At 59.0% G+C, this 21,667-nt stretch carries 13 protein-coding genes and 8 pseudogenes; 14 read left to right on the top strand and 7 right to left on the bottom strand.

Going from position 1 to position 21,667, the window contains the following annotated elements:
* The coding region (locus IVA82_RS47180; RefSeq protein ID WP_247493993.1) for a hypothetical protein at nt 1-209 on the top strand (209 nt) is incomplete at its 5' end.
* Between the two features lie 307 nt (nt 210-516).
* Nucleotides 517-1,584 (top strand): NADP-dependent oxidoreductase, encoded by a 1,068-nt coding sequence (locus IVA82_RS47185; protein ID WP_256469852.1) that lies wholly within the window; start codon nt 517-519, stop codon nt 1,582-1,584.
* A 107-nt stretch (nt 1,585-1,691) separates the two neighbouring features.
* Here IVA82_RS47185 and IVA82_RS47190 read toward each other — a convergent pair whose 3' ends face one another.
* Entirely contained in the window at nt 1,692-3,191 is a 1,500-nt protein-coding gene (locus IVA82_RS47190) for a CoA-acylating methylmalonate-semialdehyde dehydrogenase (RefSeq protein WP_346659694.1), read from the bottom strand.
* Nucleotides 3,192-3,316: 125 nt separating this feature from the next.
* Between IVA82_RS47190 and IVA82_RS47195 the strand changes: the two genes are divergently transcribed.
* From IVA82_RS47195 to IVA82_RS47210, 4 genes are all read left to right on the top strand, one after another.
* Nucleotides 3,317-4,183, top strand: a complete 867-nt coding sequence (locus IVA82_RS47195; RefSeq protein WP_346659695.1) for a LysR family transcriptional regulator — start codon at nt 3,317-3,319, stop codon at nt 4,181-4,183.
* 291 nt (nt 4,184-4,474) lie between these two features.
* Nucleotides 4,475-5,581, top strand: a complete 1,107-nt coding sequence (locus tag IVA82_RS47200) for an ABC transporter substrate-binding protein (RefSeq protein WP_247493997.1) — start codon at nt 4,475-4,477, stop codon at nt 5,579-5,581.
* 140 nt (nt 5,582-5,721) lie between these two features.
* Entirely contained in the window at nt 5,722-6,759 is a 1,038-nt protein-coding gene (locus tag IVA82_RS47205) for an ABC transporter ATP-binding protein (RefSeq protein ID WP_247493998.1), read from the top strand.
* 18 nt (nt 6,760-6,777) lie between these two features.
* The gene (locus IVA82_RS47210) at nt 6,778-8,556 is read left to right on the top strand and encodes an ABC transporter permease subunit (protein ID WP_247493999.1); all 1,779 of its coding nucleotides are present in this window, start codon (nt 6,778-6,780) and stop codon (nt 8,554-8,556) included.
* Nucleotides 8,557-8,600: 44 nt separating this feature from the next.
* Here the strand turns inward: IVA82_RS47210 and IVA82_RS47215 are convergent.
* Together IVA82_RS47215 and IVA82_RS47220 are read right to left on the bottom strand one after the other, a co-directional pair.
* Nucleotides 8,601-9,164, bottom strand: a pseudogene (locus tag IVA82_RS47215) (aminodeoxychorismate/anthranilate synthase component II); the annotation flags it as partial.
* Nucleotides 9,161-9,667, bottom strand: a pseudogene (locus IVA82_RS47220) (chorismate-binding protein); the annotation flags it as partial. The pseudogenes IVA82_RS47215 and IVA82_RS47220, both read right to left, overlap by 4 nt.
* A 63-nt stretch (nt 9,668-9,730) precedes the next feature.
* Here IVA82_RS47220 and IVA82_RS47225 point away from each other — a divergent pair.
* Nucleotides 9,731-10,902: pseudogene (locus IVA82_RS47225) on the top strand (IS3 family transposase).
* Here IVA82_RS47225 and IVA82_RS47230 read toward each other — a convergent pair.
* The 3 genes and pseudogenes from IVA82_RS47230 to IVA82_RS47240 form a co-directional block, all read right to left on the bottom strand.
* Nucleotides 10,899-11,819: a chorismate-binding protein gene (locus tag IVA82_RS47230; protein WP_247494000.1), complete on the bottom strand. Its 921-nt coding sequence runs from the start codon at nt 11,817-11,819 to the stop codon at nt 10,899-10,901. The pseudogene IVA82_RS47225 and the gene IVA82_RS47230 sit on opposite strands and share 4 nt — an antisense overlap.
* 118 nt (nt 11,820-11,937) lie before the next feature.
* Complete coding sequence (locus IVA82_RS47235) at nt 11,938-12,285, bottom strand: Dabb family protein (protein ID WP_247494001.1); 348 nt, start codon at nt 12,283-12,285, stop codon at nt 11,938-11,940.
* 88 nt (nt 12,286-12,373) lie between these two features.
* Nucleotides 12,374-13,058, bottom strand: a pseudogene (locus IVA82_RS47240) (GntR family transcriptional regulator).
* Between the two features lie 269 nt (nt 13,059-13,327).
* Between IVA82_RS47240 and bioB the strand changes: the two are divergent.
* From bioB to IVA82_RS47265, 5 genes and pseudogenes are all read left to right on the top strand, one after another.
* Nucleotides 13,328-14,297, top strand: a pseudogene (bioB, locus tag IVA82_RS47245) (biotin synthase BioB).
* Nucleotides 14,298-14,344: 47 nt separating this feature from the next.
* Nucleotides 14,345-14,574 (top strand): annotated as a pseudogene (locus tag IVA82_RS47250) (aspartate 1-decarboxylase).
* A 51-nt stretch (nt 14,575-14,625) separates the two neighbouring features.
* A pseudogene (locus IVA82_RS47255) lies at nt 14,626-15,778 on the top strand (8-amino-7-oxononanoate synthase).
* Nucleotides 15,775-16,407 carry a dethiobiotin synthase gene (gene bioD, locus IVA82_RS47260; RefSeq protein ID WP_247494002.1) on the top strand — a complete coding sequence of 211 codons (633 nt, stop codon included), beginning with the start codon at nt 15,775-15,777 and terminating at the stop codon, nt 16,405-16,407. Before IVA82_RS47255 ends, bioD begins: the two are co-directional and overlap by 4 nt.
* Complete coding sequence (locus IVA82_RS47265) at nt 16,404-17,669, top strand: adenosylmethionine--8-amino-7-oxononanoate transaminase (protein WP_247494009.1); 1,266 nt, start codon at nt 16,404-16,406, stop codon at nt 17,667-17,669. The genes bioD and IVA82_RS47265 overlap by 4 nt, the downstream gene beginning before the upstream one ends.
* 1,270 nt (nt 17,670-18,939) lie before the next feature.
* On the opposite strand, the gene IVA82_RS47270 is transcribed toward IVA82_RS47265, so the two are convergent.
* Entirely contained in the window at nt 18,940-20,430 is a 1,491-nt protein-coding gene (locus IVA82_RS47270; RefSeq protein ID WP_247494003.1) for an NAD-dependent succinate-semialdehyde dehydrogenase, read from the bottom strand.
* Between the two features lie 509 nt (nt 20,431-20,939).
* On the opposite strand from IVA82_RS47270, the pseudogene IVA82_RS48760 reads away from it, so the two are divergent.
* Together IVA82_RS48760 and tnpB are read left to right on the top strand one after the other, a co-directional pair.
* Nucleotides 20,940-21,293 (top strand): annotated as a pseudogene (locus tag IVA82_RS48760) (transposase); the annotation flags it as partial.
* The gene (gene tnpB, locus IVA82_RS47280) at nt 21,290-21,637 is read left to right on the top strand and encodes an IS66 family insertion sequence element accessory protein TnpB (protein ID WP_256469853.1); all 348 of its coding nucleotides are present in this window, start codon (nt 21,290-21,292) and stop codon (nt 21,635-21,637) included. The pseudogene IVA82_RS48760 and the gene tnpB, both read left to right, overlap by 4 nt.
* Nucleotides 21,638-21,667 lie beyond the last annotated feature (30 nt).

The raw sequence follows: 21,667 nt of genomic DNA on the forward strand, positions 1-21,667 counted from the left end.
ATGGCATTTGCCATCGCTTCACCTCCACCGATCAGCTCATGCCAGGCTGTATCGCAGGCGAACCTCGCGATGGCGAGGTGGGGGCCTCATGCCGGTTACCATTAACAGGACCCGCCGGCGGGCTCGTCAGCCCTGAACATCCGTCACTGCTTCTCAAGATTTCGCCAGCCGCGCTCGCCACGATCAGGAAGGGCGGCGGGTATCAATAGCGAGCGAACGGATTTTCGCCGGAAATACGCATGCTGCCGTCGAATATCGCCGAAATACATGTCGAGTTTCGCTATTATGAGGGTCAGCTGTGCTGATTTTGGGAGTTTGTCCGATCCTGGCGCAATGCTCGCTTGTCATTGGTCCGAGGACCTGATCGCAAACTGTAGGACTTGCGCCGCGGCGCTGATCGTGAGGCGGCTGCTCGCTGAGACAATGAGCCGGCGGTGCTCGGGTCACTGAATTCTACTGAGCTGTTGAGGATTGACGCTCAAGACATCAGGCGATGCCGGGAAGGAGTGAGGAGATATGAGAAATCGATACTGGACGTTGCCTGAGCAGCCGGTCATTGGATGGCCACAGGAGAACACGTTTGTGCTGAAGCAGGGCGCGATCCCGGTGCCGGCTTCGGGACAGGCGCTGACCCGCACGATCTATGTGTCTCTCGATCCTTATCAAGTATATTACCAGCGGGAGCGCACCGGTCCGGCCGGCGCGCCGTGTCATGCCCGAACGGTCTCTCAGGTTATCGAGATTCGGATGAGCGGATTTGCCCCGGGCGACTTCGTCTTCAACACCAATGGCTGGAGCGAATATGCGCTGATGGGCGAGGGCGTCTGGCGGCCGGACTACATGGCCCCGCGCCAGCTTGATCCGTCGCTGGGACGCATCTCGCAGTCGGTCGGCGTGCTTGGCTTGCTGGGGCTGACCGCCTATGCCGGTATGGACCTGATGGCGTCGCCTAAAGCGAGCGAGACAGTCGTGGTATCGGCGGCTTCGGGTGGGGTTGGCCAGATTGCCGGACAACTCGCCAAACAGCGGGGCGCCCGCGTCATCGGGATCGCCGGCCATGATGCGAAATGCAAGTTCGTGATCGATGAACTGGGCTTTGACGCCTGCGTCTCTCACCTTTCGCCCACTCTGTCGGCGGATCTTGCTGCTGTTTGCCAAAACGGAATTGACGTTTACTTCGAGAATGTCGGAGGCAAGGTGTTTGAGGCGGTGCTTCCGCTGTTCAATCGGCCCGCCCGAATGACTATCTGCGGCTTCATCGCGCATTATGGCGACGAGGACGGAGGCGTCGGGAGGCGCGCAGCGCTGATGGAATTGGGCGAACCGATTTTCAAGGCGCGGGACGTGAGGGTGAGCAACCTCGCAGTCAGCGAGTTCGCGGCACAGCTTGACGAGATGTTGGCCTATGTCGCGCCTCTGGTGAATGCAGGTAAGATCAAGTACCGCGAGGATATCCGCCAAGGATTGCAGACCATCCCGAGCGCTTTCGCCGAAATGCTGCGCGGCGACAGCTTTGGCAAGATGCTGGTGCAGGTGAGTCCCGATCCCACGCTTGGGGCTCGTGCACCGCAAAAAGCCTCATAAGATCCATTCGGGACCGGAGCCTGATTCCGCCAAGTCTTGGACGCGGCACATTGCGCTCCGGGGCGCTCGAGCGCCCCCGGAGCAAATTGTTGGCCATTTGAAAAACGTCATCCCATCGTAGGCATGACGAATTCGGCTCCGGCCCGAATACCCGTGGGCCATCTTGTCGTGATTGTTTTCAGTTTAGTGTAGAACCGAATGCCTTCCGGACCATGCATGTGGTGGTCGCCGAACAGGGACGCCTTCCAGCCGCCGAACGAATGAAAAGCCATCGGGACAGGAATCGGGACATTGATCCCGACCATACCGACCTGAATCTGATGGGCGAATTCCCTCGCCGCATCGCCATCACGGGTGAATATCGCGGTGCCGTTGCCAAATTCGTGGCGGTTGATCATTTCGGCTGCATCGTCGTATGAATTTGCGCGAGCGATCGCTAGCACCGGGCCGAAGATCTCTTCCCGATAGATCTTCATGTCTGTCGTGACCCGGTCGAAAAGCGTGCCCCCAATGAAATAGCCGTTCTCATAACCCTGCCGCCTGAAATCGCGGCCATCGACGACGAGCTCGGCCCCCTCGGCAACCCCCGCGTCAATATAGGCGCGAACCTTTTCGAGATGCTGTTTGGTCACCAGGGGACCCATCTCGGCGTCGGGATCGGTGCCGGGACCGATGTTCAATGCCCGCATCTTCGGGGCCAGCTTTTGGATCAGGCGTTCGGCAGTCGTCTCGCCAATCGGGACTGCGACTGAAATGGCCATGCAGCGCTCGCCCGCCGAGCCATAGGCAGCGCCCATGAGGGCATCCACGGCCTGATCCATGTCGGCGTCCGGCATGACGATCATGTGGTTCTTGGCTCCGCCGAGGGCCTGGCAGCGCTTGCCATGCCGGGTGGCGGTTTCGTAGACGTAGCGCGCAATTGGCGTCGAGCCGACGAAACTGACGGCCGCAACGTCAGGATGTGTAAGAAGCGCGTCAACCGCTTCCTTATCGCCCTGCACGACGTTGAAGACGCCGCGGGGCAGGCCTGCTTCTTCAAGCCATTTCGCCAGGATAAGCGAAGCAGACGGATCGCGTTCAGAAGGTTTGAGAATGAATGTGTTGCCACAGGCGAGAGCGATGGGGAACATCCACATTGGGACCATAGCCGGAAAGTTGAACGGCGTGATGCCGGCCACGACACCTAGCGGCTGCCGCAGCGAATGACTGTCAACGCGCGAACCTACGTTTTCCGTGATCTCGCCCTTCAAAAGCTGCGGCGCGCCCGTGGCGAACTCCACCACTTCCATTCCCCGTTGAACCTCGCCCTTGGCATCCGATAGAACCTTGCCGTGTTCGTCTGTAATGGCAATGGCGAGCTCGTCGATCCGCTCTTCAAGAATGCGCAAGAAGCGGTTGAGAATCCGCGCTCGCCGGAGCGGAGGCGTAGCGGCCCAAGCCGGGAAGGCGGCCCGGGCGGCAGCTACAGCAGCTCCCACCTCGTCCGCTGAAGCAAGGCCCAGCGTTCCCGATTGTTTGCCGGTTGCGGGATTGAACACCGGCGAAGTCCTGCCGCTCCTGCTCTGCACCACTTCGCCATTGATGAAATTCGGAATGGTCGCGGACACGTCAGTACTCCTCTGCAAATCGCTTGATCGCATCGCATAACGAGCGCATGAACTTGCGCATCAACGACCGAATTCGCGGCTCCGTTGTGCAGAAAGTGTCGTCCATGGACTAGGAGAGGGTCCGCATCTTCCTGGAAGTCGCGCGTGCCGGTCAATTTTTGAAAGCGGCAAAGCATTTGCGGCTGAATCATGCGACTGTTGCGCGTCAAGTCACGGCGCTGGAGAAGAGTCTCAAGGTCAAGCTCCTTGAGCGCCATTCGTCCGGTTGCGTGTTGACAGCAGCGGGCGAAGCCCTTGTGGCAGCAGCCGAACGCGCCGAAAGCGAATTTCTCAAAGTGGGCGCCAGCATCGCCGGCCTTGCCGAAGCGATCACTGGCACAGTCCGCGTGGGTGCGCCCGATGGACTCGGAAACTATTTTCTGGCCGATCAACTGGGGGCGCTTGCGGCCAAACATCCGGGACTGATCATTCAGCTCGTGCCGCTGCCACGCACCTTTTCCTTATCGCGTCGAGAGGCTGATATCGCGATTACACTCGACCGGCCAAAGCAGGGGCGATTGATCCTATCGAAATTGACCGATTACACCCTCAGCGTCTATGCAGCCGAGAGCTATCTGTCGCGTGAAGGTCCCATTGAAAAACAGTCTGACCTGACAGGCCGGCTGTTCGTTACCCATGTGGAGGACTTCGCCTACAGCCGGGCTCTGGATTACGCTTCAGTGCTTGGGACGCTGATGTCGCGGCGATACGAATGCGGAAGTGTGGTTGCCCAGATCGAGGCCATACGAAGCGGGCATGGCGTTGGAATTTTGCACGATTATGCCGCCAGCAGTTATCCCGAGCTGCAGCGTTTGCTTCCTGATGTGCGATTTGTACGGAGCTACTGGCTCACCTCACATCCCGATACTCACGATACAAGACGGGTCCAGGAAGTGCATCGATGCATCATGGCGTCAGTGAAGGCGGTTAGAACCACCTTTGAGTCCAACTGACGTGGATCGTAGGAGCAAGGCGAGACTTTGGCGGTGGCCTGCGGCGGGCCAAGGGCAGAGCTTGATGAAGGTCCCTACCCCCATGTCAGCCCAAGCTGTGTTGCGTACCACCGATGGAATGCACCCGCCCGCTGCCCCTGAAAACGCAAGAATACAGTCCGAAGCGCAGAATTTCTGTGGTCAAAAGCAGGACTTTGAAGGATTCTGTCTCTAGGGCGCACTACTCTGGCTCAAAACCAAAAATGCAGACTTCCAAACGAATTCAGCAATTTCAGCTTTGGAGCGTAAGGAATGGCCTCTTTGGTAAACCGCAGACACCTCATGCAGGTGAGTTCGTCAGCTCTGGCAGTTGGCGCACTGAATTCCACCTTTGGTCGCGCTCTTGCACGGCCAACCGACGAACTGCGTGTCGCTGTTGGCGGGGGTGATTGGGGCAAGGCAAACATCGAGGCTTACGTCAAGCCATTCCAAGCCGAAATAGGAATCAAGGTGACCTCGATCACCGACGATTCCACGTTGGCGCAGGTCGAGCTAATGGTGACCACCAAGAACGTCACCGTCGATGTCATGGACCTCAGCGCAAATTCAACGCGTGTTGCAAGCGCGAAAGGCTATCTTGAGCCGATCGACTACTCCATCTACCGGAAAGAGGAACTCGAAGCTATCGTCGACTTCGCCAAGGACCCGTTCGGCGTTGGAGCGCTCATCTACGCCAATGTCATGGTCTACAATACGCAGAAATTTCCCGCCGGCCGACCACGGCCAACTTCTTGGGCAGAGTTTTGGGACGTCAAGGCCTTCCCGGGTGTCCGCGTGCTGCAGTCAGGTCAACGCGGATCCGAGGGCCCTTGGGAGGAAGCCCTGTTGGCAGACGGCGTTCCTGTCGACAAGCTCTACCCGATGGACATCAACCGCGTCTTTGCCAGTCTAGACAAGATAAAGCCGCACGTCCGCAAATGGTGGACGGTTGGATCCGAGATCCAACAAATCATGCACGACAAGACCGCTGATCTCGTAAATGCGTTTGATGGTCGCGTCACCCTCTTGATGGACCAGGGCGCACCACTCGAGATCAATCGAAAGCATTCCAAACTGATATGGGACTACTGGACGATCCCGAAGGGGAGCCCTAACGCGGCGAACGCGCAGAAATTCATCGAATTCGCCACGCGCGCGGACCGCCAGGCCGCCTTTGCCCAGCGGATGTCCTACGGTCCAACCAACCGAAACGCGTTCAAGACGATCCCGGAGAATATGGCCCGCAAACTCTCCAGCCATCCTGATTACCTGGCGACCAGCGTTCCTCTGAATACGAGCTGGTACAGCGAGATCGGTTCGGGAGGCCTCTCAAATGCCGAGCGCCTGCGTCAGCGTTGGAACGAATGGGTTCTGCTCTGATGGATGCCAGTCATGATGCGGAAGATCAGAGCGCTCCAGCGAGGTACCGAAGCGAGCATCTCGCCAAGCCAATTATCGGATAGATGACTCCCGAGTTGGTGCGCATTCCAATATCCCCGACCGAATCAGCGGAGCAAACGTTGATCCCAGCGCAGATCGAATTCTGCAATGTCACAAAGACGTATGGTCCCATCACCGCGCTGCGGGATGTGTCTCTGATCGTTTATCGTGGCGAATTCCTCACCATTCTAGGCCCCAGCGGTTCGGGCAAGACGACAACTTTGATGCTGCTCGCCGGCTTCGAAGCGCCCACCAAGGGAAACATCACGATCTGCGGAAAATCGGTCGTGGCAGTTCCGTCTTACCGTCGCGACCAGGGCATCGTCTTCCAGAGCTATGCCCTGTTTCCGCATCTCACGGTTCGCCGGAATCTCGAGTTTCCGCTCGAGACGCGCGGCATCAAGGCAGCCGAGCGGAGAGCGCGAGTTGACCGTATCCTTGAACGCGTACACCTCGGCGACTTTGGTGACCGCATGCCCTCGCAGTTGAGTGGCGGTCAGCAGCAACGGGTAGCACTTGCCCGCGCCGTGATTGCCGACCCGCCGATCTTGCTGCTTGACGAACCGCTCGGTGCGCTCGATCGCAATCTGCGTGAGCAAATGCAAAGCGAGATCAAGAGCCTACACAAAGAATTTGGCATCACCACCGTCTGCGTGACGCACGATCAGGAGGAGGCGCTCACGATGTCGGATCGCATTGTCGTTATGCGCGAGGGTCAAATCGAGCAGACTGATACGCCCGAGGCGCTCTACGATCGTCCGGCGACCCGCTTTGTCGCCAATTTTCTGGGCGAATCCAATTGCCTTGAAGATGCTTGTTTCAAGGTCGGATCCTCGGGAGCACAGCCAGCGGGCACGATCGCCATGATCCGACCTGAACGTGTGCGTCTTACCGCTGGAGCAGAATTGCCTTGCGCTGATGCTACTCTGCGCCAGTCCGTCACCGGCACTGTGGACGACATGGTCTATGCGGGAGCTTTACGCAAATACCGGGTACGTGTCGCGAGTAGCGTGCTCATCGTCCGCGAGCATGTTGCAGCGGGCCAGGATATCTTCAGGCCCGGGGACAAAGTCCAGCTCCACTGGTTGCGTTCCGACGTGCGCTTCGTCGCAAAATAGCGGGGAGGGAGCAAGCCGATGGAACGATTTAAAAAGCTAGGGCGAATGCCTGTCGGGCTGACCGTACCTGCCTTCGCAATCCTGCTTGTTGTGTTCGGCATACCCATCTTTCTGCTCTTCTTGACCAGCCTCAACGCGCCTGACTTCTCGCTCGTCAATTACCAGGCATTTCTTCGTCAGCGGGCGAACGTCCGCGTGCTTTTTCAGACGATTGAAGTGAGCATGGTGGCCACCGCCATCTGTCTCATCATCGGCTACCCCACGGCTTACCTGATCACTGCCGTCTCGAAGCGCCTGCGCACCGTGCTCCTCATATTCGTCGTCATTCCGTATCTGACCAGTCTCCTGGTGCGCACTTATGCATGGATTGTGATCCTCGGCGACCGCGGCCTGATCAACAACCTGCTGCTTGAGCTGCACCTGATCTCCAGCCCGTTGCCGCTTATCTACAGTCGCATGGCCGTCTATGTCGGGATAGTGCATATCATGCTGCCCGTAATGATTCTGCCGCTGGTCAGCGTGATGATGGGCATAGACAAGTCGCTGATGGCAGCCGCTCGCAGTATGGGAGCGACCCCCCTTGCCGCCTTCTGGCGTGTCTTCTTCCCAATGAGCCTGCCGGGCGTTCGTAGCGGGTCATTGCTCGTCTTCGTGCTCTGTCTCGGCTTCTACATCACACCAGCGGCCCTGGGCGGATTACGTGACGCCATGCTGTCGAATTTCATTGCCGCGCAAGTCGCAAGCTCCTTCAACATGGCATATACTGCGACTTCGGCTTTCATTCTCCTGGGCATCGCCGCGGTCGTGCTCTCAGTTGTTGGCCTCGATCTTTCTGGGACGCGGGTCCCCGCAGCCCGAGCCGGTCGAGTGGCTTGGAGCAGCGGACTTCCATCATTCGGCTCCCTGACAGGCTATCTCGATGAGTTGGCGTGTCCTTATCGTGCGAAGCGCTGGACGGCCAAGCTCTACCAGGCGCGCGGCGAGAGCCCGTGGTGGAAAATCGTGGGTGCCGTGTTTGTCGGACTGGTCATGTTCTATCTGCTGTTTCCGAGCGTTGTGGTCGTTATCATGTCCTTCAGCGACGGCACATTCCTGGAATTCCCACCCTCGCGCCTTTCGCTAAAATGGTACCGGTCCTTCTTCGGCGATCCATCCTGGACCGGGGCTGCCTGGACCAGCATCCAAATTGCGATTGCGGTCGCCATCCTCTCGACGGTTGTGGGGACGCTCGCGGCTTATGGCCTCAACCGTAGCTCTTCGCGGTTGCGCAGCTCCCTTACTATGGTGATCCTGGCGCCAATCACATTTCCAAGCATCGTCGTTGGCATTGCAGCCTATCTCGGGCTGCTCAATCTGGGACTGATCGGCACGCAAACCGGTATAATTCTGACCCACAGCATCGGCTCGAGCGCCTATGTCGTGGTGATCGTCTCGGCGACGCTGGCAAATTTCGACCGACGGTTGGAGCAAGCAGCGCAAAGCATGCGGGCCGGGCCGCTGCAAACCTTCAGGCGGGTAACGTTGCCGCTTATACGGCCGGGCGTGATCGGGGGTGCGCTATTCGCCTTCATCCATTCGTTCGACGAGGTGGTGAAGACGTCCCTGGTAAGTGGGTTCTCGATCCGCACCTTGCCGCTGAAGATGTGGGAGAACATGCGAAACCAAATCGATCCGACGATCGCCGCGGTGGCATCGCTGCTCATATTGTTGCCCGTGCTTTGGCTAATCGCCATCTACGTCACGGGTTGGCGGCCGAGGCCGAGCGCTCCTGGCGCGCTTCCCGAGCCCGGAGCGTGAGCGGAGCAGGTAGGACGCGTTCTCGAAGGTGTCGGCCTGGATCCGAGCCGCAAGAAGTTCGCCAGCAGCAGATGGCCGTCTTGGGTCAGTATTGATTCGGGATGAAACTGCAGGCCGTAGGTTGGTTGCTCGCGATGCGCGAGGGCCATGATCTCGCCCTCTTCGGAGCGCGCCGTCACCGCAAGATCAGGCGCGCACGAACCGTCCAGTTCGACAATGAGGGAATGGTAGCGGCCGACTTGAAGTGGAGAGGGGAGTCCATCGAACAATCCTCGACCGTCATGCGCGATGGATGAGGATCGGCCGTGCATTGGACGGCGTGCACGTCCCACACTTGCGCCGAAAACACTCCCAATACACTGATGTCCGAGGCAAATACCGAGAATTGGAACGGAACCTGAGAGCTCCCGGACGACGGCAGTCGATATTCCGGCCTCCGTTGGTGTGCATGGGCCCGGCGATATGACAACGGCGCTTGGTCTGAGGTCAACAAGATCGCTGATGCCGATGGCGTCGTTTCGGATCACCTCGGTTGTCTCGCCAAGCTTGTGGAAGTAGCGGGCAATATTGAAAACGAGAGAGTCGTAGTTATCGATGATGAGAATCATGATGCACCGTGACTGTCATTGTCAAATGCGTCCAAGATGCGTTGCGCCTTGGCGATCGTCTCCTTGTATTCGGCCCCGGGGTCTGACATCGCCGTTATGCCGCTCCCTGCGTGAACTACCGCCAGATCATCGCTGACAGTGACGGTGCGGATTGCAATGTTCGTGTCCATGTGCCCGCTGAAGCCAATAAAGCCAATCGAGCCGCAATAGACTTCTCTCGCCACCTGCTCGATTTCACTGATGATCTCCATCGATCGCACCTTGGGCGCTCCCGTAATGGATCCCCAGGAAAGCAGGCCCTAAGAAGCGTCACAGCGTCTTCCCGCGCCGCAAGCTCACCAGTGATGACCGACGTGAGATGGTGTACCGCGGCGTAAGACTCCAAACCGCAAAGCACCGGCGCCTCAACGGAATGCGCGGTGCACACGCGCGACAGATCGTTACGCAAAAGGGTCGACGATCATGACGTTCTCGGCGCGGTCCTTTTCGGACGCACAGAGGAGTTCTGAACCTCCTCCGAATTGATGGACACCTGTAGTAGGCTCGGAGAGCCAAGAGGGTGTCAGATGGAAGAACGTCAACGTCGGTCGTTTACGGAAGACTACAAGCGGCAAGCGGTCGATCTTGTAGCTTCGAGTGGCCGCTCGATCGGATCGGTTGCCAAGGAACTTGGCCTTCGCGATTCGGTTTTACGGCGCTGGGTTGAACTTCGTGGGGCTGGGCGGGAGCCGACGGCGGCGTCGCGGCGCCCCACAACGCAGGTGACGCTGCCGTCGGCGGACCACGCGGCGGAGATCGCTCGTTTGCAGCGAGAGAACGAGCGGCTGCGCATGGAGCGCGACATTTTAAAAAAGTCGATCGCGATCTTTGCTGGAGTTCCGAAATGAGATTTCGCTTCATCGAAGATCGCCGCGCTGATTATCCGGTGAGGATGCTGTGCGAGGTGCTCGAGGTATCGCCGGCCGGCTATTACGCATGGCGCTCGCGCCCGGAGAGCCGACGCTCGGCCGCCAATCGTGAGCTCGTCGACGACATCAAGCGGGTCCATCGCGACGCCTATGGACGCTATGGCAGTCCCCGCATCCATATCGAACTGAAGGCCCAGGGCCGCGGGGCGAGCCGCGGTCGCATCGAGCGATTGATGCGCCATCACGGGATCCGGGCCATCATGGCGCGGCCACGGTGGGTGCGGACCACCGACAGCCGGCACGACCTTCCGATCGCCTCGAACCTGCTGAATCGGAACTTCGTAGCTGCCGCGCCAAACCGCGTCTGGCTCGCCGACATCACCTACGTCGAGACCGATCAGGGCTGGCTCTATCTGGCCACCGTCATGGATTTGTATAGTCGCAGGATTGTCGGCTGGCGATGGAGGACCATCTGCGCGCCGACCTGCCCTTGGCAGCATTGAAGATGGCCATCTCGGCGCAGCGGCCTGGCCGCGGCCTGATCCACCATTCCGATCGGGGTGTTCAATATGCTTCCGAGGATTATCGTAAGCTTATCCAGTCCGCCGGCTTCAGGGCCTCGATGAGCCGCAAGGGCGATTGCTATGATAATGCCCCAATGGAAAGCTTCTTTCACACGCTCAAAACCGATCCATCACCGGCATTACGCAACACGGCAGGAGGCAACACGCGATATCTTTGCTTACATCGAGGGCTTCTATAACCGTATTCGTCGCCACTCGGCGATCGGCTATATCAGCCCGATCGAGATGCAGCTAAAAGCTGCTTAACCCTGTCCATTTTTTCGGGGGAAGATCAGTTCCGTCCGGCGCTGGTCTTCCTTGGCATCAACGGAACGCGCGATCGTGCCCTTGATGGGGCGCGTTTCGACATTCCGTCCGTCAAGCTTCAGAAATCGCTCCGGTGAGCTCGACGCGATGGTGAGCTTGCCGTAGCGCAAGAGCGCCGCAAAAGGAGCAGGGTTCAGGGTCCGGAGGCGATGGAAGAGGGCGACCGGATCGAAGGAGTCCGGCAGGCGCGCCGTGAACCGCTGCGCAATATTCGCCTGGAAGAGGTCGCCTGCCAGAATCAATTCGATCACGCGCTCCACTGCCGCAACGTAATCCCGGCGCGAAAAATTGGACTCCCATGCGACCACTGCGCTTGGGAGCGGAGCCGGCGGCGGTGTTCGGGCGGCAAGCAGCGCAGCAACCTCATCGGCTCTGCAGCGCGCGCGCTCGGCGCGTGCTGCAGGATCTTGCTCGGGCCAGCCCGTAGAGACGATCAAACATCTCTTAAACCGATGATCGAAGCTGACGACCACGTCATAGAAGTGCAAGATCGCCTGAGGCAAGCGCTGCCCCGAACTCGCGGATGCTGCCATACGCTCCAGAGTCCTGTTCAACTCATAACCGAGGAACCCGGCCGCGCCGCCTTGGAAGGGCGGGAGTTCGAAACAATGCTCCTGCGGATATCTGGCCAGCAGACCGCGCAAGACATCCCACGGATCGCCTTTGACGACCGCGCCATTCCAGCTCGCCTGTGCATCCTCAACCATATACGTGCTGAATGGGTCGCAGCTCAGATATGAGTAGCGCCCAAGCGCCTCGTGCCCGGCAGCGCTATCTAGAAAGGTAAGATTCGCCCGATCTGCCAGCCGCCGCATCGCTTGGATAGGCTCGATCCACTGCAATTCGCGAATATGCATCGGTTGTCAGCCAAATCAGACGCCGGCGCACAGTGGAGCTCGACCCTGACAGCCAGGCAGAGGCAATGACCGCATGCCTGGGCTCATCAAGCTCGTCGCGCTGATCTCCTGCATAATCTCATCCATCATTGCGCGGAACGAGCGGGCCGACCGCCGCGATTGGGCGGACATGGGCATCGATTGCTTCGTCATAATCGGCCGCAAACAGCATCTCTCTCAGCGGTCGTACGCGCCTGACCGACTCCCTATATAGATTATGCGCTTTATACGCTGCGAGTTCCGTCTCGTTGTCAAACTCCCCATAGACGACGACGTCAATATCATTGCCAAGTTGGTCACTCTTGCGATTGCGAGCGATCTCGAGCCGGCGTGCATGCGGGATTAGAGTGAGAACGGAACGGCCCGCGATGATCTGGTCTATCGTGGCGTGATCTTTGGCGCTGAACAGGACGATGTGACGAATCATGGAGACCTGGGTTTATATCGCAAGAAGGTCCGATAACGATCTTCGGCGAGGGCTGCAATGGCGCTCGCATCACTCGCTGCTCAGCAGATCAGTATTCCTGCGCGCATGCGATAGGCGCGCCTAATCGCCTTCCGCGTGCAGTCGCTGAAATAGAAAGCCGCTCGATCGTCTGAATATGGCGAGCGAGCAGATCGCAAGCTCGATCGACGTCGTACGCGCGCAGCGCCTGTACAATCAGGCGGTGATCCTGGTTCGATCGTGGTCTCCAGCCGCCACTGCGTGCGATGGCGAACACCAAACGGGAATTCGCAAGCTGCAATCCATCAAGACTCGCAAGCAGTCGCGGCATCCCGCAAGGCGCCACCAGGGCGTGGTGAAACGCACGGTTTGCCCTCTCGAACTCCTCGACGGTCCGGGCTTTATCTCCATCAATCAAAGCCAGCTCGATTACTCCAAAACCGTGAGATGTGCGCCTTGAGACTGAGTTGCGCAGCGCAACCACCTCGAGCGCTGCCCGACCGGCGATCTCCTTTACGGACTCGGTATCCAGCGGAGCCACGCGCACGCCTCGGCGCGGAATAGTGACAACGAGATGTCTGGCTTCGAGTAGTCGAAACGCCTCGCGCACCGGAACGTTGGCTTGAACTGAATTCCCGCGCGATATGATCCTGACGTAGCGGTGCGTCGGGCCGCAATGCCCCGCTGATGATCCGCTCTCCGATCGCGTTGGCGATGCGCTCAGCGATTGTCGTGTTCTCACCGTTCACCGAGATTATCTATCATGTGGTGGTGCGACGTCGGAAGGCTAGGAAGTGCTTGGTCACGCAGGATTTCTGCGATCGTCGCGCGGCTTTCGCGGTCTTTTCGCATCGCAGCAGCCTTAAAGTGGCGCGAGCGGTAGCTAGCGGCGTGCCGCAAGCCTGAAGCACGTTCGCCACAGCTGTTGTTTGAGCATCCGGACGGGAAATTATCGATAATTATCCAGGATATCTATCGCTGGATCATCGATGCAGAAGCGAGCCTCGTGAAAGTTGGTCTAGCAGTGGGAGCGAAAGCGGGGGGCTCCAGGCAGTCCGTTCGCAATGATTGGACGCGCGCAGAGGCCGAAAGCCTGTATGGCTTGCCTTTCGCTGATCTCGTGTTTCAAGCACAGAGCATTCATCGCGAGCATTTCGATGCAAACCGCGTCGAAACCGCGGCCCTGCTCAGTATCAAGACCGGAGGCTGTCCCGAAGATTGCGGCTATTGCTCGCAGAGCGCCCATTATGACGCCGGCGTGAGGGCCACCCGTCTGATGAATCGAGCTCAGCTGGCCGCTGCCGCTCAAGCCGCAAAGAACGCTGGGGCGACCCGCTTCTGCATGGCCGCGGCCTGGCGCAGTCCGAAAGATCGAGATCTCGATTAGGTGTGCGATATGGTGAGCGCGGTGAAGGCGCTTGGACTCGAAACTTGCGTCACGCTCGGCATGCTGGACAGGCGACAGGCGGCACGGCTCTCGAAAGCGGGGCTCGACTTCTACAATCATAACGTCGACACCTCGCCGGAGTTCTACGCCAGGGTCATCACCACTCGAAGCCTGCAGGACCGAATTGACACACTGGCAAATGTTCGCGAAGCCGGCATCAAGGTCTGCAGCGGCGGCATTGTCGGGATGGGGGAGGACATTGAAGATCGAATCGGAATGCTGCTGTTGCTTGCCAATCTGCCGACTCATCCGGAAAGCGTGCCAATCAACTTGTGGAATGAAGTGAGGGGCGTTCCGGTCAGCACGACCAGATCCGATCGCGACTGTCCGTCTGGTCGCAACTGCCCGGATCATGATGCCGAAGAGCGTCGTGCGCCTGTCGGCCGGACGGCAGTATATGAGCGATGAGCTGCAGGCGCTGTGCTTTTTGGTCGGTGCCAATTCCATCTTCATCGGCGACATGCTGTTGACCACGAACAATCCGCAAGCTCATCGGGACACAAATTTGTTGAGCAGGCTCGGCATCGCTTCTGGCTTGTCCAAGTGAGCTGACGCTGCAACTGGTCGGGCGCGACCTCCCGTGGTAGGTGGGACATGCATGTTACATTGATGAAGGGGAAGATCCATTGTGCCTCTGTGACCGATGCCGATCTGCACCCTGACGGCGCGATCTCGATCGACCGCAGCCTGCAGCCGCACGGCTGGCCATACCAGGAGACAAGCTCATCATCGTGGCATACGCCTCCTTCAACGACAATGAGGCGCGAACGTTTAGCCCGCACGTCGTGAAAGTTGATCGGGATAACCGGATTTTGTCGGGTTGAGAAACGCTCTCATTGCTCGGTGTCGCCTGAAAGGCTCCAGTGGGAACTAGCATGCTGCCGGTCTGCGTGTCCAAACTTAGCAGTTACGTCGCGGACCTGGAGCATCTGGCGCGCGACCACCGGCTGCGAGGTTTCAAAGCCCGCGCAGGTATCGATTTCACCTCGAATGATTATCTTGCGCTGGCGAATGCGCCGCGCATCAAAAGCGCGGTCGCTGCTGCGCTCGAACGCGGACCCCCTTGGTGCGGGCGGATCGCGGCTTCTGCGGGGCAATTGCGAGGAGCACGAGGCTCTGGAAGCGGAGGCAGCCCGGTTCTTCCGGGCGGAGGCATCTCTCTTCTTTGGCAGCGGTTACATTGCAAATTATTCAGTTCTGACCACGCTGCCGCAGCGGGGCGACTTGGTCGTCCTGGATTCGCTTGTGCACGCCAGTATCCATGAGGGGGCACGCGCCGGCCGAGCGAGCTGCCAACTCGCTGGCCATAACGAACCGCAGCTGGTCGAAGTCACCATTCGTCGCTGGAGAGTGCAGGGCGGAAGCGGGCGGGTGTGGATCGTTGTCGAAAGCCTCTACAGTATGGATGGCGATTTCGCACCCCTCAAACATCTGGTTGAAATTGCCGACCGATATGACGCGTTCCTGTTGGTCGATGAGGCCCATGCAACTGGTGTATATGGCGCCCATGGGAGAGGGGTCGCGGCATCGTATGAAGGACGCGAGAATCTCCTTATCGTCCACACCTGCGGTAAAGCACTGGGCGCTGCCGGCGCGCTGGTCACGGCTCCCAGTGTATTGCGCGACTTTATGGTCAACCGTTGTCGTCCCTTTATTTTCGCGACCGCGCCCTCACCATTGATGGCCGTGGCCGTGCGAGAGGCGCTTTTGGTCCTTGAACAGGAGCCTCAGCATCAAGAACGACTGGCGCGTTTGGTCGCATTCACGCACAGGGAAATGCGTCTGCGGGGGTGGCGAAGTCGCTCGTCGTCACAAATTATACCCCACCTCGTTGGCGACAACGCGTGCACGATGCGGCTGGCATCGAGACTTCAATCGCGCGGTTTCGACATCCGAGGAATTCGGCCCCCTACCGTGCCGGAGGGCACCGCTCGCCTGCGAATATCACTGACAAACAACGTAGCGGAGGATGACGTGCGTGCAATGCTCGATGCTTTGTTCGAGGAGACAACAGGTGAAGCGCGATGAGCCGGCAGATCGTTGTGGTAGGCACGGATACCGGCATCGGGAAGACGGTCTTCTCAGCCGGGCTCGCCAATCTTCTTGGCGCGAACTATTGGAAGCCCGTTCAGGCCGGTCTGGAAGGAGAGACCGACGCCCAGCTCGTCGAGCGACTGGGCTGTCTGGACGCAGATCGGATCCTTCCGGAGCTCTATCGCCTTCGAACGCCCGCCTCCCCTCATCATTCGGCGGAAATCGACGGCATTCGGATCGATGTCGATTTGCTTAAGCTACCGGAGAAGAACGACCGGCCGCTCGTGATTGAGGGCGCCGGTGGCGTGATGGTGCCGCTGAACTACGGCAGACTTTACATTGATGTTTTTGAACAATGGCAGGTTCCCGTCGTGCTGTGCGCGAGCACTCGGTTAGGCACGATCAATCATTCATTGCTCTCGCTCGAGGCGCTTCGAAGGCGTCAGATTCGCATCCTTGGGATCGCTTTCATTGGTGAAAAGAATCCGGAGAGTGAGAGCGCAGTTTGCGAGATGGGACGGGTGCGGTGGTTGGGACGTTTGCCATGGCTTTCTCCCCTGACCTCCGAGAGCCTGCAACTCGCTTTCAAGGAGTCCTTTCTCCGCGATGATTTCCTGACCTGATGCAAGGGAGGCGCTCGCCAATTTGGCATCCGTTCACCCAACACGCACTTCAGGGGGAGATGACAAGAATTGTTGGCGGTGAGGGCGCCTATCTCTATACCGATGATGGTCGCCGTATCATCGATGCAATCTCGTCCTGGTGGGTTGTGACTCACGGTCATTGCCATCCGCATATCGTGCGCGCGATCCAGGAGCAGGCCGGCAAGCTCAATCAGGTCATCTTCGCTGGTTATACGCATGATCCGGCCGAGGATGTTGCCGCGCAGATTCTAAAATTCACACCTAGTGGACTGGATTATGTGTTCTTCTCCGACAGCGGCTCCACGAGCGTGGAAGTTGCGCTGAAGATGGCGCTCGGCTATTGGCTCAATATCGGCAGACGTCGCACGAATGTTGCGGTGATGCAACACTCCTACCACGGCGACACCATAGGAGCGATGTCGGTCGGCGCCCGTGGCGTGTTCAGCACGGCGTACGAGCCCCTGCTGTTCGATGTGAGCGTAATCCCATTTCCCGCAGTGGGGTGTGAGCAGAGAACGCTCGACGTGCTCGAGTCTGTATGTCGGACCAAAAGCCCCGCCTGCTTCATAGTTGAGCCGCTGATATTGGGAGCGGGCGGAATGCTGATGTACCCGGCCCGGGTACTCAAGGAGATGAAACGAATCTGCGAATCCTTGGACGTCCTGTTCGTTGCCGATGAGGTGATGACCGGCTGGGGCCGCACCGGCACTCTATTCGCCTGCGAGCAGGCAAACGTTACGCCTGATATTGCCTGCTATTCAAAAGGCCTGACTGGCGGGGCTTTGCCACTCGCGGTGACGTTGTGCCGGGCCGATATATTCAAAGCGCACTATTCGACAGATCGTAGGCGCACATTTTTTCATTCGAGTTCGTATACGGCCAATCCCATCGCATGCGCGGCTGCAAGGGCCAATCTTGAGCTCTGGCAGGACGGAGAGCTGCGCGAACGCGTAAGGTCGATTGCAAACTTGCAGGAGCGCGCTATCGCGCCACTTCGTATCGACTCTCGATTTGACAATGTCCGTCAGACGGGGACCGTCACAGCGCTCGAGCTGAAATCCGCTGATAGCGGTTATCTCGCGAGCATTGGTCCCAGTCTTCAGCGCTTGTTTAGCGACCGCAATCTGCTGCTGCGCCCCCTTGGAAATACGATTTATGTGATGCCGCCATATTGTACGACAGCGGCAGATCTTGACGAAATCTACGCCGGCATCAGGGAAGCTGCCGACTTGCTGGCCTGATGGAATGCTGCAATCTTGAGCCCCAAGAATGCGAATCCTCATCCCGAAACAGAGGCTTCTGCTCGGCGACTGAAACTGCGGCTTTACATACGCGCAACGCCTCAATCCGTCTGATTCCATCGAAGATTGGATGAAAGCTGCAGGATTTATTCGCGACCGCGCCGTTTATTGCACCAATCGCCACTTAACCAAGGGTAAAACCTGCCCGGACCGGTGGAGCTTGCCGATGGACGTCGAGCCACACTGGCAAGAGGTGATGCGGGCCCAGTGGGCGTCGATGCTCTGCGTCACCCCAGTAACACGCGCCGCGAGCAGAGCGGGGGCGATGTAACCAGGTTGAAAGTGCCGAAGGCATAACGTCTACAGGAGGCGAGAATGCGCAATGGCTTCGATAATTCCCGCCAAGGCTCAGCTCGGTGCTGCGCTATTTGCGGGAGACAGTTTGGGCTGGTCCGCTACTACAATTGGCGAAAGGCTCTTTGCTCCAGAAAATGCGTCAATCGCCTCAAGGCGCGGCAGGTCGCTGACCTCGAATGGTACGTTGGCCGCGAGTTGCGTGATAGTGGTGCGTCGTTCGCTTGCAGGATCACGGATGGAGAGTGATCGCACAAAATGTTGGTTCTGGCACGCCGTTGGCGAGTCCGTCCAAAAGAATGTGATGCTGAATAGTGCGCCGCGCGCGCGACGGCATCACGTGACCGCAAGCAGATAGAGTCGGCCTTAACGTCGTCCCGCTATCGAGAGATTGGCACGGAAACACCAGGTTATAGAGATGTCAGCGACCATCATCGATTTCAATGCTTTTAGGACGAATAGGCACGTTGCGGATAGCGTAACACGCGACCGCCCCTCCACGACAGCAGCCGAAGGCGTGCTTGCTGGCCTCCTCTTCTATCCTCTCTTCTTGGCTTGGCTGCCGTTTTGCCTGATGGCGCTGCCTGCGGCGGATCGAGAGACCACTTGAACGTACGCCTGAACCGTAGGTCGAATCGCGGCAACTCACAACTTCCTCAACTGCCGACCTGACAACCTCAACCCATTTTCAAGCGTTGGGTGTGTTAGAAATGATGTTTGTGCCAGCAATCTGAGGAGAAGCAGCTTCCCGGAAAGCGCCACGCCCGCTGGTACGTGGCATGCCGGCAATACGACCCGTTCACCGGACAGCAGCTAACGTTTTCGAATTACAGCCGGCCGAGAGGACAACACTACCGCCAAAACCCCAAATATGGCGATCGCGAGACACGGACTCGTCGCCATTAGATCACAGGGCTCAGAGACCGGCCATCATCACGTATTTGATCTCGACATACTCTTCCAGGCCATGATGCGAACCTTCGCGACCGAGGCCGCTTTCCTTGACGCCGCCGAAGGGCGCGACTTCCGTGGTGATGAGGCCCGTGTTGACGCCGACCATGCCTGATTCAAGTGCTTCGGCGACGCGCCAGACGCGGCCGAGATCGCGTGAATAGAAGTAGGAGGCAAGGCCGAACGGTGAGGCGTTGCACATCGCGATGACGTCGGCCTCGTCCTTGAAGCGAATGACGGGTGCGAGCGGGCCGAAGGTTTCCTCCTGCGACACCAACGAGTCCGCGTTGACATCGGCGAGCACGGTCGGCTCGAAGAACGAGCGACCCAGCGCATGCCGCTTGCCGCCGGTCACGACCCTGGCGCCGCGCTCCACCGCGTCAGCGATGTGACGCTCGATCTTGTCGATAGCTTCCATGTTGATGAGTGGCCCCTGCACAACCCCTTGCTCGGTGCCGTCACCGATCTTCATCGCCGCGACCTTGGCCGAGAGCTTCTGCACGAATTCCTCATAGATACCCGCCTGTGCGTAGAGGCGGTTGGCGCAGACGCAGGTCTGACCCATGTTGCGATACTTCGACACGATCGCGCCTTCGACAGCGGCATCGATATCGGCGTCGTCGAACACCACGAAAGGCGCGTTACCGCCGAGCTCGAGGCCGAGCTTCTTCACGCCGACGGAGGCCTGCTGGTAGAGTATCTTGCCGACCTCCGTCGAGCCGGTGAAGCCGACAAAGCGCACGGCCGGGTGCTCGCACAAAACCTTGCCTATCGGCCGCGACGCTCCGGTGATGACGTTCAAGACGCCCTTGGGCACGCCCGCCTTCTCCGCGAGCGCGGCAAGCGCAAGCGCCGATAGCGGCGTCTCACTGGCCGGCTTCAGCACCACGGTGCAGCCTGCGGCGAGCGCCGGCGAGACCTTGCGGGTGATCATCGAGTTGGGAAAGTTCCACGGCGTGATGGCGCCGCAGACGCCAATCGGTTGCTTGATTGCAAGCAGCCTTGCATCCGGGCGCGGCGAGGGAATCGTTTCGCCATAGACGCGGCGCGCCTCTTCGGCATAGAACTCGACATAGGCGCCACCGATATCGACCTCGCCTAGCGCCTCGGAGAGCGGCTTGCCCTGCTCGGAGGTCAGGATTAGCGCGAGATCCTCGCGATTGGCGACGATCAGTTCGTACCATTTGCGCAGGATGTTCGAGCGTTGCTTGGCTGTGAGCTTAGCCCATGCAGGGAACGCTCGTTCGGCGGCCTCCACGGCTCTCGTGCAGTCGTCGGCTGAGAGCTGCGGCACTTTGGCGAGCTCGACGCCAGTCGCCGGATTATTTACCGAAAGGCGAGGTGAGCCGACCCAAGCGCCATCAATGTAGCAGGCCTCCCGCAGAAGTGATCGGTCCTTCAGACGATAGCGCAGGTTAGACGAGTCTTGTGTGGCTTGCGCGGCGGTCGGCGTCATAGCGTTGCTCCTGCGGCTTCCAAATCCGGGCAATCAGCTATTCACCGATTGAGAAAAAAGGCCGCGCGAGATACCGCGCGGCCAAGTCAGGGAGGAAACGTCCCGAAGGGCACTGAATAGGAGCTCAGCAAGTAAATGAACTCACTGGCAACTCCAAGCTCGCACGAAACGTCGTCAAATCGTGCAAGCGGACATCGGATACTCATTTACCCGGGAGGATTGGCGGCGTTCGTTGCGATATCTTGCAGCTTTTGTGCGAAAATTTCGCTAGGTTCGCAGCAAGAGCTATCTTGAAGTCTTTCTCACGAGAATATTCGAACCTGCGTGCTGTTCATTGAGGCCATTGAACACGTTCCTCCGGTGTAGGCGTACCCTTGATAGGGTCGGTTTGAGGGTACGCCTCCGGCGGCGGCCGCCTTGCGAAGTGGCTTGGGGACTAAGAACCTGTCTCTATGGACAGTGATAGGCGCAGCGCCCAAGTCGAGCGGCTTCAGGTGGTGGACACGGGCCGGCGACGGCGCTGGTCTGAGGAGGAGAAGCTCAAGATCGTTGTAGAGAGCTTTCAGGGTCCCCGCCAGGTTACGGCAACGGCACGGCGATACGGCCTTTCGCGGTCGCTGCTGCTGCGATGGCGCCGCTCTTTTCATCCCGAGCCAAAGGATGCCACCGGCACACAATTGGGCTTCGTCCCAGCGAAGTTGGTCCCAGATCCAGAGGTGACGTCTGATCCGATTGGACCAGCGAGCAGCGGCGCAATTGAGATTGAGTTTGCTGCTGGGGCTCGTATGCGGATCACGGGCGCGGTCGATGCGTCAACGGTGAAGGCAGCTGTTGCGGCCTTGGCGGATGGACGAACGCGATGATCCCGATTCCCAGCGGCGTCAGGGTCTGGATCGCGACCGGCCACACGGACATGCGCCGCGGCATGCAAAGCCTGGCACTGGCGGTTCAGGAGAGCCTGAAGCGCGATCCTCATGCAGGCGATCTTTACATATTCCGCGGTCGCCGCGGCGATCTGGTCAAGATTCTTTGGCACGACGGGTTGGGCATGTCGCTCTATGTCAAGCGGCTCGACCGCGGCAAGTTCATTTGGCCTTCGGCGTCGGACGGTGCGGTATCGATCTCATTGGCGCAGATGGCTTACATGCTCGAGGGCATCGATTGGAGGAATCCGCAACTCAGCTGGCGGCCGCAAAGCGCGGGCTGAGCAAATAAATCTGCGGCCTCAGCTTTTTGG

It is taken from the genome of Bradyrhizobium sp. 142 (genome assembly GCF_023074015.1).
Taxonomy (GTDB): domain Bacteria; phylum Pseudomonadota; class Alphaproteobacteria; order Rhizobiales; family Xanthobacteraceae; genus Bradyrhizobium.

Excerpts from the sequence above, each read along its gene's own strand:
- IVA82_RS47185 (WP_256469852.1), top strand. The coding sequence starts at position 517 with ATGAGAAATCGATACTGGACGTTGCCTGAGCAGCCGGTCATTGGATGG.
- IVA82_RS47200 (WP_247493997.1), top strand. The coding sequence starts at position 4,475 with ATGGCCTCTTTGGTAAACCGCAGACACCTCATGCAGGTGAGTTCGTCA.
- IVA82_RS47210 (WP_247493999.1), top strand. The coding sequence starts at position 6,778 with ATGGAACGATTTAAAAAGCTAGGGCGAATGCCTGTCGGGCTGACCGTA.
- IVA82_RS47230 (WP_247494000.1), bottom strand. The coding sequence starts at position 11,819 with ATGCATATTCGCGAATTGCAGTGGATCGAGCCTATCCAAGCGATGCGG.
- IVA82_RS47235 (WP_247494001.1), bottom strand. The coding sequence starts at position 12,285 with ATGATTCGTCACATCGTCCTGTTCAGCGCCAAAGATCACGCCACGATA.
- bioD (WP_247494002.1), top strand. The coding sequence starts at position 15,775 with ATGAGCCGGCAGATCGTTGTGGTAGGCACGGATACCGGCATCGGGAAG.
- IVA82_RS47270 (WP_247494003.1), bottom strand. The coding sequence starts at position 20,430 with ATGACGCCGACCGCCGCGCAAGCCACACAAGACTCGTCTAACCTGCGC.
- tnpB (WP_256469853.1), top strand. The coding sequence starts at position 21,290 with ATGATCCCGATTCCCAGCGGCGTCAGGGTCTGGATCGCGACCGGCCAC.